The following is a 14,689-nucleotide window of genomic DNA, read 5'->3' on the forward strand; positions in this document are numbered from 1 at the left end:
AATCTCAGGGATCACCACGTGTCCCAGTCGGACCCTCGGACCTGCCCGTGAACTCACACAGAGGCTAAATGTCGGACACCGGTCTTAGGCTGGCGCTATGAACGACCGGGGTGAGCAGGAGCGTCGACGCCCGGCGCTGTCTCCCTCGCGGGCCGCCGACTTCAAGCAGTGCCCGCTGCTGTACCGCTTCCGCGCGATCGACCGGCTTCCCGAACCGTCCTCGGTTGCCCAGCTGCGCGGTTCGGTGGTGCACGCGGCGCTCGAGCAGCTGTACGCGCTGCCGGCCGCTCAGCGCCGTCCGGAGACCGCGATGACGCTCGTGGAGCCGGCCTGGGACCGCATCGTCGCCGAGCACCCCGGCATCGCCGACGAATTCGCCCCCGAGGTGCGGGCCGCGCTGTTGACGGAGGCGCGCGCGCTGCTGGCCGGCTACTACCGGTTGGAGGATCCCACCCGCTTCGACCCGGACAGTTGTGAGCAGCGCGTCGAGGTCGAGCTCGCGGACGGGACGCTGCTGCGCGGCTTCGTCGATCGCATCGACGTCGCCCCGACAGGTGAGATGCGGGTGGTCGACTACAAGACCGGCAAGGCGCCGCCGGAGGCGCGGGCGCTGGCCGAGTTCAAGGCCATGTTCCAGATGAAGTTCTACGCGGTGGCGCTGCTGCGGTCGCGTGGTGTGCTGCCCGCGCGGCTGCGGCTGCTGTACCTGGCCGACGGTCAGATCCTCGACTACACCCCGGACCTCGAGGAGCTGCTGCGGTTCGAGAAGACCCTGACCGCTATCTGGCGGGCCATTCAGAACGCCGGGGCCACAGGCGATTTCCGCCCGCAGCCCTCGGCGATGTGCGACTGGTGTGCCCACCACGCGCACTGCCCCGTGTTCGGCGGTACCCCGCCGCCGTATCCGGGTTGGCCCGAGGCACCCGACGAGGGGTCGCCGACCGCCGAGGACATCGTGCTTCGCGCCGCGGAGCCCGCCGCGTGATCGCCCGAAGGCGACCGCGAGCAAGGATCGCAGCGCAGCGAGGACCGGAGGGAGCGGGAGCCGAGGCATGATCGACTGCCACTACCGGCGCATCGGCACGGACGACGAGTTCGAGATCTTCGAGTCCACCGACGGCACCCGCAGCAATTGGAATCCCGACATTCAGCACGGCTCACCGCCGTTGGCGTTGATGACCAGGCGCATCGAGGAAGTGGCCGCCGATTCCGGACTGCGCATTGGTCGGTTGACCCTGGACATCCTGGGCGCGATATCCGTCGAGAAGGTGTGGGTCCGGGCGTGGGTCGAACGTCCGGGCGCCCGAATCTCACTGATGGCCGCCGAGATGTTGCAGACCCGGCCCGACGGCACACGGCGCGCGGTTGCCCGCGTGACGGCATGGCTGTTGGCGACCAGCGACACCGCCGACGCGGCCACCGACCGCTATCCCCCGCTCGTCGAGGGCCCCGCCGCGGAGGTGCCGCACGCTTGGGTCGGCGCGAAAGGGTACCTGGAGACGGTGAGCTGGCGGCGGCAAGCCGAGACCGGCGAGACCGGAGACGTCGTGTGGATGAGTCCGCTTGTCTCACTTGTCGATTCGGAGCCGACAACGGCGTTGCAGCGGCTTGCGATGGTGGTGGACAGCGCCAACGGCGCAGGTGCGGCGCTGGACCCGGAGTCCTTCCTGTTCATGAACACCGACACCGCGGTGCATCTGCATCGCCTGCCGATCGGCGACGACTTCGCAGTGCGCGCCCGTGGCTCGATCGGCCCGGACGGTATCGGGGTGACCACGGCCGAACTCTTCGACCGGCGGGGGTTCATCGGCACCTCGGCGCAGACGTTGTTGGTGCAACGGCGCCCGTGACCACCGATCTCCAGTGGCAGTTCGACCTCGTGTGGGCGTTGGCCGAGATCGGCCAGCTGCGCCTGATCCGAGCGGCGCGCGGAAACCTCGGGTAGTTCTACCTACCCACGTCGTCAGCCGCGCCTGCAGGCTGGCGGCATGGACACACCAAACACCTCGCGGACCACCGCCGCGTACTTCCTGCAAGCCGCAATCGCTTTCGGCGTCAGCCTGCTCGGACTGCTCGGCGGGATCCTGTTCCTGCCCCTCGACCCGTGGCAGCGACTGTTCCTCGGTATGACTGCCCTCTTCCTGGTCACCAGTTCGTTCACCCTCGCCAAGGTCATCCGCGACCAACAGGAAGCCGCCACCATCCGGGTGCGGCTCGATGAGGCACGGATCGAGAAGCTCATCGCAGAACATAATCCGTTCACCACAACCTGAGCTGTATGTGCTTGCATCTATATAGATGCTTTGTAATACTAGCCGCATGGACGTCTTCGAAGCGGTCGCCGAACCGAGCCGGCGCGCGCTGCTCGACCAGCTCGTCGACGGTGAACGCACGGCGGGCGAACTGGTCGCGAGCCTGCCGGAGCTGACCCAACCGACGGTGTCGCGGCATCTGCGGGTCCTTCGCGAGGTCGGGCTGGTGGAGGTCCGGCCCGACGCGCAGCGCCGCATCTACGCGCTGCGCGTCGACGGCCTCATGGCGATCGACGATTGGATCGCGCGCTACCGGCGTATCTGGACCGACCACCTCGACGCCCTCGAACGCCACCTGGAAGCCAAACACGGGAGTTCCGATGAGTGACCGCAACGGCCGATTGACCGTCGACGGCGACCGCGCCGTCCTGACCTTCGAGCGCCGGCTGCCCTTCCCCATCGAGGCGGTGTGGTCGGCCATCGTCGATCCCACCGAACGCCGAGAATGGCTGGGCGCGACGACGATCGAACCGCGTGAGGGTGGCACGATCGGAATGGTGCCCACCGGACCGCCGTTGCCGCCCGACCGGATGCGCGTGACGGGACGCATCCTCGTGTGGGATCCGCCGCACGTCCTGGAACACGAATGGCACCAACCGATCGTCGAGGACAGCACGGTGCGCTACGAACTGACCCCCGACGGCTCCGGCACCTTGTTGCGGTTCACCCACCGCGGGCTCGGCGTGCGCAATGCCGGCGGGTTCCTCGGCGGCACCCATGCCTATCTCGACCGCCTGCAGGCCTACCTGGAGCACGAGCCGCTGCCGGACTGGCTGACCAGGCGCGCGGAGATCAACAACTCGCCGACGGGAGCGAACTGAGATGACACACAACGGATCTGACATCGCCGCTCCCGTGGTGGCGGTTGCCTACCAGTCGGGTTTCGGCCACACCGCGACGCTGGCCGAGGCCGTGGTCGGGGGCGCGCGCGACGCCGGTGCGGCCGTCACGCCCATCACCGTCGATCGCATGACCGACCGCGACTGGGACATCCTCGACTCGGCCGACGGCATCATGTTCGGCACCGCCACCTACATGGGCAACGTCTCCGCGGCGTTCCAGGGTTTCGCCGAGAAGACCGGACGGCGGTGTGTCACGGGCGCGTGGCGGGACAAGGTCGCCGCCGGGTTCACCAATTCCGGCGGCAAGAGTGGTGACAAGCTCAACACCCTTGTCTCGCTGGCGGTGTTCGCCGCACAGCATCACATGCACTGGGTCAGCCTCGGCCTGCCTCCGGGCTGGAACCATTCGAAGGCCAGCGAAAACGACCTCAACCGGCTCGGCTTCTTCCTCGGCGCCGGCGCACAGACCGACGTCGACGCCGAACCCGAGGCGGTCCACCCCGCCGATGTCGCCACCTGCCGTCACCTCGGTCACCGATTCGCGTTGGTGACAAGGCAGTTCATCGTCGGCCGGTCGGTCACTGCAGCGGCGTCATCTCCTGCAGCATCGTAGGCACCAACTCGCTGACCGTCGGGTGGATGTGCATGGTGCGTGAGATCGCGGTGTAGGGCTTCTTCGCGGTCATGATGTCGAGAATCGAGTGGATCACTTCGTCGCCGCCGACGCCGAGGATCGCCGCGCCGAGGATCTGCTCGGTCTCCGCGTCGACGACCACCTTCATGAAACCCTGCGTCTCGCCCTTTTCCACCGCGCGGCCGACCCGCGTCATCGGGCGCTTGCCCACCAACGCCTTTCGACCCGACTCGCGTACCTGGGCCTCGGTCAGACCGGCGCGGCCCAGCGGCGGGTCGATGTAGAGCGCGTATGTGGTGATGCGGTCGCTGACGCGGCGCGGGTCGTCGTCGAGCAGGTTCGCCGCGACGATCTCGAAGTCGTTGTACGACGTGTGCGTGAAGGCGCCTTTGCCGTTGCAGTCACCCATGGCCCAGATGTGTTCGACGTTGGTGCGGAGCTGATCGTCGACCACGATGTAACCGCGCGAGTCGGTTTCGACCCCGGCATTCTCCAATCCCAGGTCGTCGGTGTTGGGTGTCCGGCCGACCGCGACGAGCAGATGGGTTCCCGCGATGGGTGCCGCACCGTCACTCGGGATGACCTCGAAGCCGCTGTCGGTCTTGGTGAATCGGATCGCGTCGGCACCGAGGACGACGTTGATGCCCTCGGCTTGCAGGATGTCTTTGACCGCGGCCGAGACGTCCTCGTCCTCGCGCGAGGTCAACCGTGGTCCCTTCTCGACGACGGTGATCCCGGCGCCGAAACGCCGGTACATCTGCGCGAACTCCAGCGCGATGTAGCTACCGCCGATGATGACGAGATGTTCGGGAACCGTGTCGAGTTCGAGAATTCCGACGTTGGTCAGGTAGTCGATGTCGGGGAGCCCGGGCATATCGGGTGCGACGGCGCGGCCTCCGACGTTGAGAAAGATCTTGTCCGCAGACAGCACCCGGTCGCCGACGTGGATCGTGTGCGGATCGGAGAAGCGGGCGTGGCCGCGGATGAACGTGCATCCGTCCATGCCGTCGAGCCAGGACTCGACGCCGTCGCGGTCGCCGAGCACGATCTTGTCCTTGCGTGCCTTGACCTTCGCCATGTCGACGCGGATATCGCCTGTGCTGACGCCGTATTCGGCGCCGCGGCGGGCCAGCTGCGCGGCGTGCGCGCTGGCGACCAGGGTCTTGGTCGGGATGCATCCATAGTTCACGCACGTTCCGCCGACGAGTTTGCGTTCGATCACCGCGACCGTCTGCCCCGCCTCGGTGAGCCGGCCCGCCAGTGGTGGTCCGGCCTGCCCGGCACCGACGATGATCGCGTCGAATCGTTCTGTCACTTCAGCCATTTCAAACGGCATCTGTTCACACCAGGCTGACCAGGAACGCGATCAGGAAGCCGCCGCCGACCGCGACGACGTCCTCGAGGATCGCGCCCGGGCGGTCCTGACCGTTGCGCAGGTCGGCGAAGCGTTGACGTGCCGCCGCGCCGCCCATCGTGCCGAGCACCGCGCCGATGACGCCCGCGCCGAGCGCACTGAAGGTGTGGAAGTACGCACTGCCGATCACCGCACCGGCGAAGGCACCCGTGATGAGCCGGGTGATGAACTGCGGCGCCGTCCTACGACTGGGTGTGCTCGGCAGCTGATCGGTGACCAGTTCGACGAGCAGGAAGATGGTCAGCACGGTGACAGTGATCGGATGAGCCATCCACTCCGACCATTTCCCGTCCACGTCGATCCACCCGAGCAGGGCGCCCCAGGACACCACCGCGGGTGCGGTGAGTGCGCGCAGGCCGGCGATGACGCCGATCAACACAGCGAGTACCAGAATCAGGACCTGCGTCATGGCGACCTCCGGCCGGTGTTATGGATCTCCGGACGCTAACACGCAGGCTGGACGGGGTCGCGCCGAATCACAGGCGACAGAATCGGATGTCGGAGGCCAGGATCGCCTTGGCGCCGATGGCGGCGAGTTCATCCATGATCTTGTTGACGTCGCGACGCGGCACCAAAGCGCGCACCGCCACCCACGCCGGGTCGGCGAGCGGGGCGATCGTCGGCGACTCCAGTCCGGGGGTCACCGCGGTCGCACTGTCCAGAACGCTGCGCGGACAGTCGTAATCGAGCATCAGGTACTGCTGGCCGCGAACCACACCCTGCACACGGGCCACCAACTGCGCGCCGGTGGGACTGTCGGGCGCGCCGTCCCGCTCGATCAGCACCGCCTCGGAGTCACACAGGGAATCCCCGAATGCGACGAGGTTGTGCAGCCCGAGCGTGCGGCCGGAGCCCACCACGTCGGCGATCGCGTCGGCCACGCCGAGTTGCACCGAGATCTCCACCGCGCCGTCGAGCCGGATCACCGTCGCCTCGATCCCATGGGCCGCTAGGTCTTTTCGGACCAGGTTCGGAAACGCGGTCGCGATCCGCTTACCCGCCAGATCCTCCACCCGCCAATCGCGTCCGGCCGGACCGGCGTACCGGAACGACGACGAGCCGAAGCCCAACGCCAACCGCTCCCGCACCGGCGCATCCGATTCGGCGGCCAGATCGCGGCCGGTGATCCCGAAATCCAGCTGCCCTGATCCGACGTAGATCGCAATGTCCTTGGGTCGCAGGAAGAAGAACTCGACATTGTTGGCCGGGTCGACGACTGTCAGGTCCTTCGTGTCCGTGCGGCGCCGGTAGCCGGCCTCGGACAGGATCTCGCTCGCGGGTTCGGAGAGTGTGCCTTTGTTGGGGACGGCGACGCGAAGAGCAGACATCGGCGATGAGCCGCTCGGGCGAAGAGCAGACATCGGCGATGAGCCGCTTGCGCGAAGAGCAGACATCAGAGCTTCCCGTAAACGTCGTCGAGGGTGAGGCCGCGCGAGAGCATCAGCACCTGTGTCCAGTACAGGAGCTGGCTGATCTCTTCGGCGAGGGCGTCATCGCTTTCGTGTTCGGCCGCCAGCCACACCTCGCCGGCCTCCTCGAGGATCTTCTTGCCGATCCCGTGGATGCCTCCGTCCAGAGCGGCGACGGTGCCGCTACCGGCGGGGCGGGTCCGGGCGCGTTCGCTGAGCTCAGCGAACAGGGCGTCGAAGGTCTTCACGGCACGCGATTGTGTCACGCTCGCACCCGCCGGGTCACGCCGGTTTGTCCGACCGTCCTCAGGTGCGCGCCATGTGCAGCGCGGCGCGGTGGCTGAACAACAGCGACGCCCCGATCGGGTTCCCGCCGCCGGGGTAGGTCTCTCCCGACACGGCCGCCATCGTGTTGCCTGCCGCGTACAGCCCCGGAATGGGCCGCTCGGAGGTATCCAGGACGCGGGCGTCGACATCGGTGCGCAGCCCGCCCTTGGTGCCGAGGTCGGAGACGCCGAACGCCGCCGCGCGGTAGGGCGGGGTGTCGATCGGCACCAGCGGCGACGCGCCACCGGTGAAGGCGCGGTCGAACGCTTCGCCGCCGCGACCGAAGTCCTCGTCGACACCGCGCGCCACGAACTCGTTGAACCGGCGCACGGTGTCCTCCAATTGCTTTGCCGGAACATCGATCTGGTCGGCAAGCGCGGCCAGCGTGTCGCCCTGCACCCACAGTCCCTCGGTCCGGTACTGATCGGTCGGCGAGAACGACACGTTGGTGGCCATCACGGGCGGCTGCTCGCCGGTTCGGCTGTCGTAGACCATCCAGTACCGCGACCCGACCGTACCGTCGCGCATCGCCGCAAGGATCGCGCGGCCCAGCCGGTCGTAGGCCGCCGACTCGTTGGCGAAGCGGCGGCCGAACCGGTCGACGAAGATACCGCCGGTGAAGCACAACGCGAACGCCGCCCGGCCGTCCGGATGGATCAGCCCCGGGGCCCACCACGCCTGGTCCATCAGGTCCACGCCGGCCCCGACGGCGATCGCCGCCCGATGCGCCAACCCCGTGTTGGCCGGGGCGCCCATGGTGTCGCGGGCGCTTCCTCCGACGCCGAATTCGGCCCGCATCTCGGCGTTCTGCTCGAATCCGCCCGTGGCGAGCAGCACCCCGCGCCGCGCCGTGATCGTGCGGCGCTCACCGTTGTGGTCGACGACCGCGCCGACCACGCGGCCGGCCTCGACGACCAATTCGACGAGGCTGGTGGACAGATGGGCGGTTACTGCCGGGTTGTCCGCCATCGCCCACAGGAACCGTCCGACCAGCGCGCGCCCGCCGGTGAGCAGATCGGGCTGCGGCGCGCCGAGGCGCTCATGGTCCAGCGGCCCGCGGACCAGACCCGCGAAGCGACCGAGACGCTCGTCGGGTACCGCCTTGGAGACGATGTGTCGCATGCCGTCGTTGCGGGCCCCGGCCGCCGAACTGTAGTAGTCCGGCCACGGCAGGATTTTGAACGCGAAGTGCTCGTCGCGTTCGAGGTAGTCGGTCAGCGCCGCGCCGCCGCGGACGTAGGTCTCCTGAAGAGCCGCGGGTGTGCGGTCGCCGACGACCTCGCGGTAATAGCGCAGCGCCTCCTCGATCGTGTCGTCGCATCCGGCGCGGGCGAGCACCGCGTTGCACGGATACCACATTCCCCCGCCCCCGGAGTAGGCGAACGTACCGCCGAACCGGTCGGTGGCCTCCACGATCGTGACCGAAAGTCCCTCCCGCGCAGCGGTATAGGCTCCGGCCAGCGCCCCTGCGGAGCCGGCGACGAGTACGTCGACCGACTCCTCGATCCCGGTCAGACGCTCTCCTGCTGCGGTGCGGCCTCGTTGCCCATGTCTTCGAGGTGCTTGCCCTTGGTTTCTTCGACGTACTTCCACACGAACAGGAACGACAGCACCGCGCAGATGGCGTAGAAACCGTAGGCGACGCCGAGCGAGAAGTCACCGAGTGCGGGGAACGACGCCGTGATCGCGCAGTTGGCGATCCACTGCGCTGCGGCGGCCAGGCCCAGCGCGGCGCCGCGGATGCGGTTCGGGAACATTTCACCGAGCAGCACCCAGACCACCGGACCCCACGACATGCCGAACGACACCACGAAGAGGTTCGCGGCCACCAGCGCTATCGGGCCGGCGATTCCATCCAGGCTCGGCTGGCCGTCGACCACCGGCGCCGTGCCGAAGAGGATCGCCATCGTGCCGAGCGTGATGGCCATGCCCGTCGACCCGACCAACAGCAACGGCTTGCGTCCGACCTTGTCGATCAGCGCGATGGCGATCAGCGTGGTGACGATGTTGGTGACCGAGGTGATCACGGTGATCAGGAACGCCTGGCCCTCCCCGAAGCCGACGGCCTCCCACAGCACGTTCGAGTAGTAGAAGATCACGTTGATGCCGACGAACTGCTGGAACACCGACAGCAGCACACCGACCCAGACGATGGCATAAAGCCCTCCGGTCGGCTTGCGCAGATCGCGCCACGACGGCGGTGTCTCCGACTTCAGCGAATCCTTGATGCGGGTGATCGTCAGCTCGAGGTTCTTCTCCCCCAGCAGCCTCGACAGGACTCGCCGGGCCTCCGGAATACGATATGTGGCAACGAGATAACGCGGCGATTCGGGAATCGTGAACGCCAGCACGCCGTAGACCACGGCGGGCACCGCCATCACGAGAAACATCCAGCGCCAGGCGGGCAGCCCCAGCCAGAGTTCCTCGCGCGACCCGCCGGCGAGGTGGGCCAGCAGCGCATCGATTGCCAGCGAGACGAAGATGCCGGTGACGATGGCCAGCTGTTGCAGGGAGCCCAACCTGCCCCGGATCCGCGGTGGTGAGGTTTCGGCGATGTAGGCCGGTGCGATCACCGAGGCCACGCCGACACCGATACCGCCCACGACACGGAAGAGCCCGAACATCCAGACGTTGGTCGCCAGGCCGGTGCCGAAGGCGCTGATGAAGAACAGCAGCGCGGCGATCTTCATCACCGACAGCCGGCCGATCTTGTCGGCCAGCCGGCCGGCGACCACCGCACCCATCGCGGCACCGATCAGGGCCGCCGCAACAGCGACGCCCGTCACCGCCTTGGTGGTCTGGAAGTGGTCCTCGACCGCCGCGACCGCGCCGTTGATGACCGCGCTGTCGTAGCCGAACAGCAGGCCGCCGAGCGCGGCCACGGATGCGATGAGGACGACGCGACCGCTGTGTTCGGAGTCCTCGTAATCCACACCTGTCGAGGAGTCACCAGCGGGTCCGTGAGTCATGTGAGACCTTTCCACAGCATCGCGTGATGGACGTCACATTCAATCACAGACCAGTGGTCAGGCGGTGCGTTCTCCTGGCCTCGTCACCAGTTCGGAATGGACCCGGCGAAGGTCCTGCGCGCCCAGCCCGGCGAGTGAGGAAACCTGGCGTCGGCGTGGCCGGGCGGGTACCGCTACGTCGTTGGGTACCACCAGCACCGGGCATCCGGCACGCTCGGCGGCCGCCGAGCCGGTAACGGAGTCTTCGACCGCCAGACACGCGATCGGATCGAAGCCCAGCAGCGCCGCCGCGCGCTCGTACACGTCGGGCGCGGGTTTGCCGCGAGCCACCTCGTCAGCGCAGACCGTCGCCGAAAAGTAATGCGCACCAATGCTGTTCAACGCCTTATCGGTCAACGTACGCAGCGTGTTGGTGACCAGAGCCATCGGAACGTCTTCCGCGGCAAGCTCTTCGAGCAATTCTTGAGCACCGTCACACCACGGCAGCCCGTTCTCGAACAACTCGGCGGTGTAATCGTGCAACCATCGGCTCGATTCGGCCATGGCGCGCGGATCCTGCTCGAGACCGAGATCGGTGTACACGGTCCTGATGGTGTCTTCGGCCGAGCCGCCGACCAGCGCTTCGCGCACCTGCGGGCTCAGTTCGCCGCCGAGTTCGGTGTACAGCGCCGCCAGCGAGACGTCCCACAGTTTCTCGGAATCGACAAGGGTGCCGTCCATGTCGAAGAGGACCGCGCACAGCGCCTCCCCCATTCAGTCCTCCGGGTTGTAGCCGAGATTGGGCGCGAGCCAGCGCTCGGCTTCCTTCAGCGTCCAACCCTTGCGCTTGGCGTAGTCGGCCACCTGGTCCTGGGCCAACCGGCCGACCACGAAGTACTGCGACTGCGGGTGCGAGAAGTACCAGCCGCTGACCGCGGCACCCGGCCACATCGCCATCGAATCGGTCAACTCGATGCCGGTCCGCCTGGTCACGTCCAGCAGGTTGAACAGCGTGGCCTTCTCGGTGTGCTCCGGGCAGGACGGATAGCCGGGCGCGGGCCGGATCCCGACGTACTTCTCGGCGATCAGCTCGTCGTTGCTGAGCTGCTCGGCGGGCTGGTAGCCCCAGAACTCCTTGCGGACCCGCTCGTGCATCCGTTCGGCGAACGCCTCGGCGAGCCGGTCGGCCACCGACTCCAACAGGATCGCGCTGTAGTCGTCCAGGGCGGCCTTGAACTCCATGATCTTTTCCTGGCTGCCCAGCCCGGCGGTGACGGCGAACGCGCCGACGTAATCCGACAGGCCCGTTTCCTTGGGGGCGATGAAATCACCCTGCGAGCGGTTCGGGATGCCCTCGCGGTGCTCGCCCTGCTGGCGCAGGTTGTACAGCGTGGTCAAAACCTCGGTGCGGGTGTCGTCGGTGTAGACCTCGATGTCGTCACCGACGGCGTTGGCCGGGAAGAAACCGATGACGCCGTTGGCGGTCAGCCACTTCTCCTTGATCAGGGTGTCGAGCATCTCCTGGGCGTCGTCGTACAGCTTGCGGGCGGCCTCACCCGTGGCCGGGTTGTTGAGGATGTCGGGGAAGCGCCCCTTCATCTCCCAGGCGTTGAAGAACGGCTGCCAGTCGATGTATTCGCGCAGCTCGGCGAGGTCGTAGTCGAGGAACTCACGCACGCCGAGACCCTGAGCGGGCACCGGCGGGGTGTAACCGTCCCAGTCGATCGGCGTCCGGTTCGCGCGCGCCTTCTCCAAGGTCAGCATCGGCCGGTCGTTCTTCTGGGCGTGCCGTTCCCGCAGCGACGCGTAGTCCTTCTCGGTGGCCTCCAGCAGGCCCGGCCGCTGTTTGTCGTCGAGTAGCGCGGCGGCCACCGGGACCGAGCGGGACGCGTCCTTGACCCAGACCACCGGGCCGCTGCGGCGCGGCGAGATCTTCACCGCGGTGTGGGCGCGCGACGTGGTCGCACCGCCGATGAGCAGCGGGATCTCCAGGCCGGCACGTTCCATCTCGACGGCGAAGTTGGCCATCTCGTCCAGCGACGGGGTGATCAGCCCCGACAGCCCGATGATGTCGGCGTCGTGTTCCTCGGCCGCGTCCAGGATCTTCTGCGCGGGCACCATCACCCCGAGGTCGATCACTTCGAAGTTGTTGCACTGCAGCACAACTCCGACGATGTTCTTGCCGATGTCGTGAACGTCGCCCTTGACGGTCGCCATGACGATGGTGCCGTTGGTGTCTTTGGTTCCGGTGGTACCGGCCTCTTCCTTCTCCGCCTCGATGAACGGCAGCAGGTAGGCGACCGCCTTCTTCATCACCCGGGCCGACTTCACGACCTGGGGCAGGAACATCTTGCCCGATCCGAACAGGTCGCCGACGACGTTCATACCGTCCATCAGCGGGCCCTCAATCACCTCGATCGGGCGCCCTCCGGCGTCCGCGATCTCAGCGCGCAGTTCCTCGGTGTCCTCCTCGACGTGGGCGTCGATGCCCTTGACCAGGGCGTGCGTGATGCGCTCGCGGACCGGTAGGGAGCGCCACTCCGCGGCGGACGGATCCTCCGATTTCTCGGTGCTGTTGAACCGTTCGGCGATCTCCAGCAGGCGCTCGGCCGCGTCGGGCCGACGGTTGAGCACGACGTCTTCGATGCGCTCGCGCAGTTCGGGGTCGATCGAGTCGTAGGGCACCAGCGCACCGGCGTTGACGATGCCCATGTCCAGACCGGCCTTGATGGCGTGGAAGAGGAACACCGCGTGGATGGCCTCGCGGACCGGGTTGTTGCCGCGGAACGAGAACGACACGTTCGAGATGCCGCCGGAGAGGTGCACCCCCGGCAGGTTCTCCTTGATCCACGCGCACGCCTCGATGAAGTCGATCCCGTAGGTCGCGTGCTCCTCGATGCCGGTGGCCAGCGCGAAGCAGTTCGGGTCGAAGATGATGTCCTCGGCGGGGAAACCGACCTCTTCGGTCAGGATCCGGTAGGCGCGACCGCAGATCTCTTTGCGGCGCTCCAGATTGTCGGCCTGCCCCTGCTCGTCGAAGGCCATCACGACGACGGCGGCGCCGTACTTGCGGCACAACCGTGCCTCGCGGATGAACTTCTCCTCGCCCTCCTTCAGGGAGATCGAGTTGACGATCGGCTTGCCCTGCACGTTCTTCAGGCCGGCCTCGATGACCTCCCATTTGGACGAGTCGATCATCACCGGCACGCGGCTGATGTCGGGCTCGGACGCGATCAGCCTGGTGAACCGGTCCATCGCGGCGACGCCGTCGATCATGCCCTCGTCCATGTTGATGTCGATGACCTGCGCGCCGACCTCGACCTGCTGCAGGGCCACCGAGAGCGCGGTGTCGTAATCCTCGGCCTTGATCAGGTTGCGGAACCGGGCCGAGCCGGTGATGTTGGTCCGCTCACCGATGTTGACGAACAGGGTGTCGTCGTCGATGTTGAGCGGTTCCAGACCTGAGAGCCGGGTGGCCACCGGGATCTCGGGCACGTGGCGCGGTGGCTTGCCCTCGACGGCCTCGGCGATCTTGGCGATGTGCGCCGGTGTCGTTCCGCAGCACCCGCCGACCATGTTGACGAATCCGGCCTCGGCGAAGTCGGCGACGTAGCCGGCCTGACGCTCGGGGGTCTCGTCGTACTCGGCGAAGGCGTTGGGCAACCCGGCGTTCGGGTAGCAGGAGACGAACGTGTCGGCGATTCGCGACACCTCGGCGATGTAGGGCCTCATCTCGGGTGCGCCCAGGGCGCAGTTGAGGCCGATCGCGAGCGGCTTGGCGTGCCGGACTGAGTTCCAGAACGCCTCGGTGACCTGCCCGGACAGCGTCCGCCCGGAAGCGTCGGTGATGGTGCCCGAGATGACCACGGGCCAGCGTCGCCCACGCTGCTCGAACAGCGTCTCGAGCGCGAACACGGCGGCCTTGGCGTTCAGCGTGTCGAAGATCGTCTCGACGAGGATGATGTCGGCGCCGCCGTCGACCAGGCCGTTGGCGGCTTCGAGGTAGGCGGCCACCAGCTGGTCGTAGGTGACGTTGCGGGCGCCGGGATCGTTGACGTCCGGCGAGATCGACGCGGTGCGCGTGGTGGGCCCCAGCGCTCCGGCAACGTAGCGGGGCCTGTCCGGGGTGCCGACCTCGTCGCAGGCTTTCCGCGCCAGGGCGGCACCGGCGTGGTTCAGCTCGTAGCTGAACTCCTCCATCCCGTAGTCCGACAGCGAGACCGCGTTCGCGTTGAACGTGTTGGTCTCGATGATGTCGGCGCCGGCGTCGAGGTATTCGCGGTGGATGGCCTCGATGATCTGCGGCTGCGTCAGGTTGAGCAGGTCGTTGTTGCCCTGGACGTCGCTGGGCCAGTCCTTGAATCGCTCGCCGCGGTACCCGGCCTCGTCCGGCCGGTCGCGCTGGATCGCCGTGCCCATCGCGCCGTCGATCACCATGATCCGCTGGCCCAGGGTCGCCGTCAGTTCGTCGGTGCAGTCGGGCCGGATGTTCGGCGTGAGAGTGTTCGACTCAACGGCGGTCATGCGAGCTCCTTCCCTGAGGAAGGCGTCCTTGAGTCTGCCGAGCGTGGCGGATAACGGTGAAGACCGGAATCCGTTGCAACGCCTCTCGACAGGGAAAGTCTACGTTGTCATCCAAAGGATTTTCGGACGCCCGCCTCGACGTGGCGATCGAGTCGGCGGATCTTGTCGGCACTGTCGTCGACACCTTGGTCAACCAGATTGCCGCCGAGCGTATTTCGTCTCGGCGGGAAGCCGGGTACACCTCGCGCCGCCACCGATCACCAGGATGTCGAGCAAATC

The 14,689-nt window shown here is 67.3% G+C and carries 14 protein-coding genes; 6 read left to right on the top strand and 8 right to left on the bottom strand.

All coding sequences use genetic code 11. From position 1 onward, the window contains the following. Positions 1-97 precede the first annotated feature (97 nt). The 6 genes from AU072_RS25440 to AU072_RS25465 all read left to right on the top strand — a co-directional run bounded on the left by AU072_RS25440 (position 98) and on the right by AU072_RS25465 (position 3,767). Entirely contained in the window at positions 98-985 is an 888-nt protein-coding gene (locus tag AU072_RS25440) for a RecB family exonuclease (RefSeq protein WP_064416331.1), read from the top strand. 67 nt (positions 986-1,052) lie between these two features. Continuing rightward, positions 1,053-1,850, top strand: coding sequence for a thioesterase family protein (locus AU072_RS25445; RefSeq protein ID WP_064416332.1), 798 nt, complete (start codon positions 1,053-1,055; stop codon positions 1,848-1,850). 138 nt (positions 1,851-1,988) lie between these two features. Further along, positions 1,989-2,273 (top strand): YiaA/YiaB family inner membrane protein, encoded by a 285-nt coding sequence (locus AU072_RS25450; RefSeq protein WP_064416333.1) that lies wholly within the window; start codon positions 1,989-1,991, stop codon positions 2,271-2,273. A 46-nt stretch (positions 2,274-2,319) separates the two neighbouring features. Beyond that, positions 2,320-2,640, top strand: coding sequence for an ArsR/SmtB family transcription factor (locus tag AU072_RS25455; protein ID WP_064404218.1), 321 nt, complete (start codon positions 2,320-2,322; stop codon positions 2,638-2,640). After that, positions 2,633-3,133, top strand: a complete 501-nt coding sequence (locus tag AU072_RS25460) for an SRPBCC family protein (RefSeq protein WP_064416334.1) — start codon at positions 2,633-2,635, stop codon at positions 3,131-3,133. The genes AU072_RS25455 and AU072_RS25460 overlap by 8 nt, the downstream gene beginning before the upstream one ends. Position 3,134: 1 nt before the next feature. Continuing rightward, positions 3,135-3,767, top strand: coding sequence for a flavodoxin family protein (locus tag AU072_RS25465; protein ID WP_064416335.1), 633 nt, complete (start codon positions 3,135-3,137; stop codon positions 3,765-3,767). Here the strand turns inward: AU072_RS25465 and AU072_RS25470 are convergent. From AU072_RS25470 to metH, 8 genes are all read right to left on the bottom strand, one after another. Next, positions 3,733-5,112 (bottom strand): FAD-containing oxidoreductase, encoded by a 1,380-nt coding sequence (locus tag AU072_RS25470; protein ID WP_064416336.1) that lies wholly within the window; start codon positions 5,110-5,112, stop codon positions 3,733-3,735. The genes AU072_RS25465 and AU072_RS25470 overlap by 35 nt on opposite strands. A gap of 16 nt (positions 5,113-5,128) precedes the next feature. Then, on the bottom strand, positions 5,129-5,611 hold the full coding sequence (locus AU072_RS25475) for a DUF4126 family protein (protein WP_064416337.1): 483 nt from the start codon (positions 5,609-5,611) through the stop codon (positions 5,129-5,131). A 67-nt stretch (positions 5,612-5,678) separates the two neighbouring features. Continuing rightward, entirely contained in the window at positions 5,679-6,530 is an 852-nt protein-coding gene (gene hisG, locus AU072_RS25480) for an ATP phosphoribosyltransferase (protein WP_064416338.1), read from the bottom strand. Between the two features lie 65 nt (positions 6,531-6,595). Then, positions 6,596-6,877, bottom strand: coding sequence for a phosphoribosyl-ATP diphosphatase (locus tag AU072_RS25485; protein ID WP_064416339.1), 282 nt, complete (start codon positions 6,875-6,877; stop codon positions 6,596-6,598). 40 nt (positions 6,878-6,917) lie between these two features. Further along, positions 6,918-8,453 carry an FAD-binding protein gene (locus AU072_RS25490; RefSeq protein WP_064416476.1) on the bottom strand — a complete coding sequence of 512 codons (1,536 nt, stop codon included), beginning with the start codon at positions 8,451-8,453 and terminating at the stop codon, positions 6,918-6,920. After that, positions 8,450-9,907: a sugar porter family MFS transporter gene (locus tag AU072_RS25495; protein WP_064416340.1), complete on the bottom strand. Its 1,458-nt coding sequence runs from the start codon at positions 9,905-9,907 to the stop codon at positions 8,450-8,452. The genes AU072_RS25490 and AU072_RS25495 overlap by 4 nt, the downstream gene beginning before the upstream one ends. 57 nt (positions 9,908-9,964) lie before the next feature. Then, complete coding sequence (locus AU072_RS25500) at positions 9,965-10,648, bottom strand: HAD family hydrolase (RefSeq protein WP_064416477.1); 684 nt, start codon at positions 10,646-10,648, stop codon at positions 9,965-9,967. A 12-nt stretch (positions 10,649-10,660) separates the two neighbouring features. Beyond that, positions 10,661-14,410 carry a methionine synthase gene (gene metH, locus AU072_RS25505; protein WP_064416341.1) on the bottom strand — a complete coding sequence of 1,250 codons (3,750 nt, stop codon included), beginning with the start codon at positions 14,408-14,410 and terminating at the stop codon, positions 10,661-10,663. Between the last annotated feature and the right edge of the window lie 279 nt (positions 14,411-14,689).

Source organism: Mycolicibacterium novocastrense, assembly GCF_001499835.1.
Lineage (GTDB): Bacteria > Actinomycetota > Actinomycetes > Mycobacteriales > Mycobacteriaceae > Mycobacterium > Mycobacterium novocastrense.

Bases quoted from the DNA above. Each gene is read 5' to 3' on its own strand.
- hisG (WP_064416338.1), bottom strand. From the start codon at position 6,530: ATGTCTGCTCTTCGCGTCGCCGTCCCCAACAAAGGCACACTCTCCGAA.
- AU072_RS25470 (WP_064416336.1), bottom strand. From the start codon at position 5,112: ATGGCTGAAGTGACAGAACGATTCGACGCGATCATCGTCGGTGCCGGG.
- AU072_RS25455 (WP_064404218.1), top strand. From the start codon at position 2,320: ATGGACGTCTTCGAAGCGGTCGCCGAACCGAGCCGGCGCGCGCTGCTC.
- AU072_RS25440 (WP_064416331.1), top strand. From the start codon at position 98: ATGAACGACCGGGGTGAGCAGGAGCGTCGACGCCCGGCGCTGTCTCCC.
- metH (WP_064416341.1), bottom strand. From the start codon at position 14,410: ATGACCGCCGTTGAGTCGAACACTCTCACGCCGAACATCCGGCCCGAC.
- AU072_RS25460 (WP_064416334.1), top strand. From the start codon at position 2,633: ATGAGTGACCGCAACGGCCGATTGACCGTCGACGGCGACCGCGCCGTC.
- AU072_RS25465 (WP_064416335.1), top strand. From the start codon at position 3,135: ATGACACACAACGGATCTGACATCGCCGCTCCCGTGGTGGCGGTTGCC.
- AU072_RS25445 (WP_064416332.1), top strand. From the start codon at position 1,053: ATGATCGACTGCCACTACCGGCGCATCGGCACGGACGACGAGTTCGAG.
- AU072_RS25475 (WP_064416337.1), bottom strand. From the start codon at position 5,611: ATGACGCAGGTCCTGATTCTGGTACTCGCTGTGTTGATCGGCGTCATC.
- AU072_RS25450 (WP_064416333.1), top strand. From the start codon at position 1,989: ATGGACACACCAAACACCTCGCGGACCACCGCCGCGTACTTCCTGCAA.
- AU072_RS25495 (WP_064416340.1), bottom strand. From the start codon at position 9,907: ATGACTCACGGACCCGCTGGTGACTCCTCGACAGGTGTGGATTACGAG.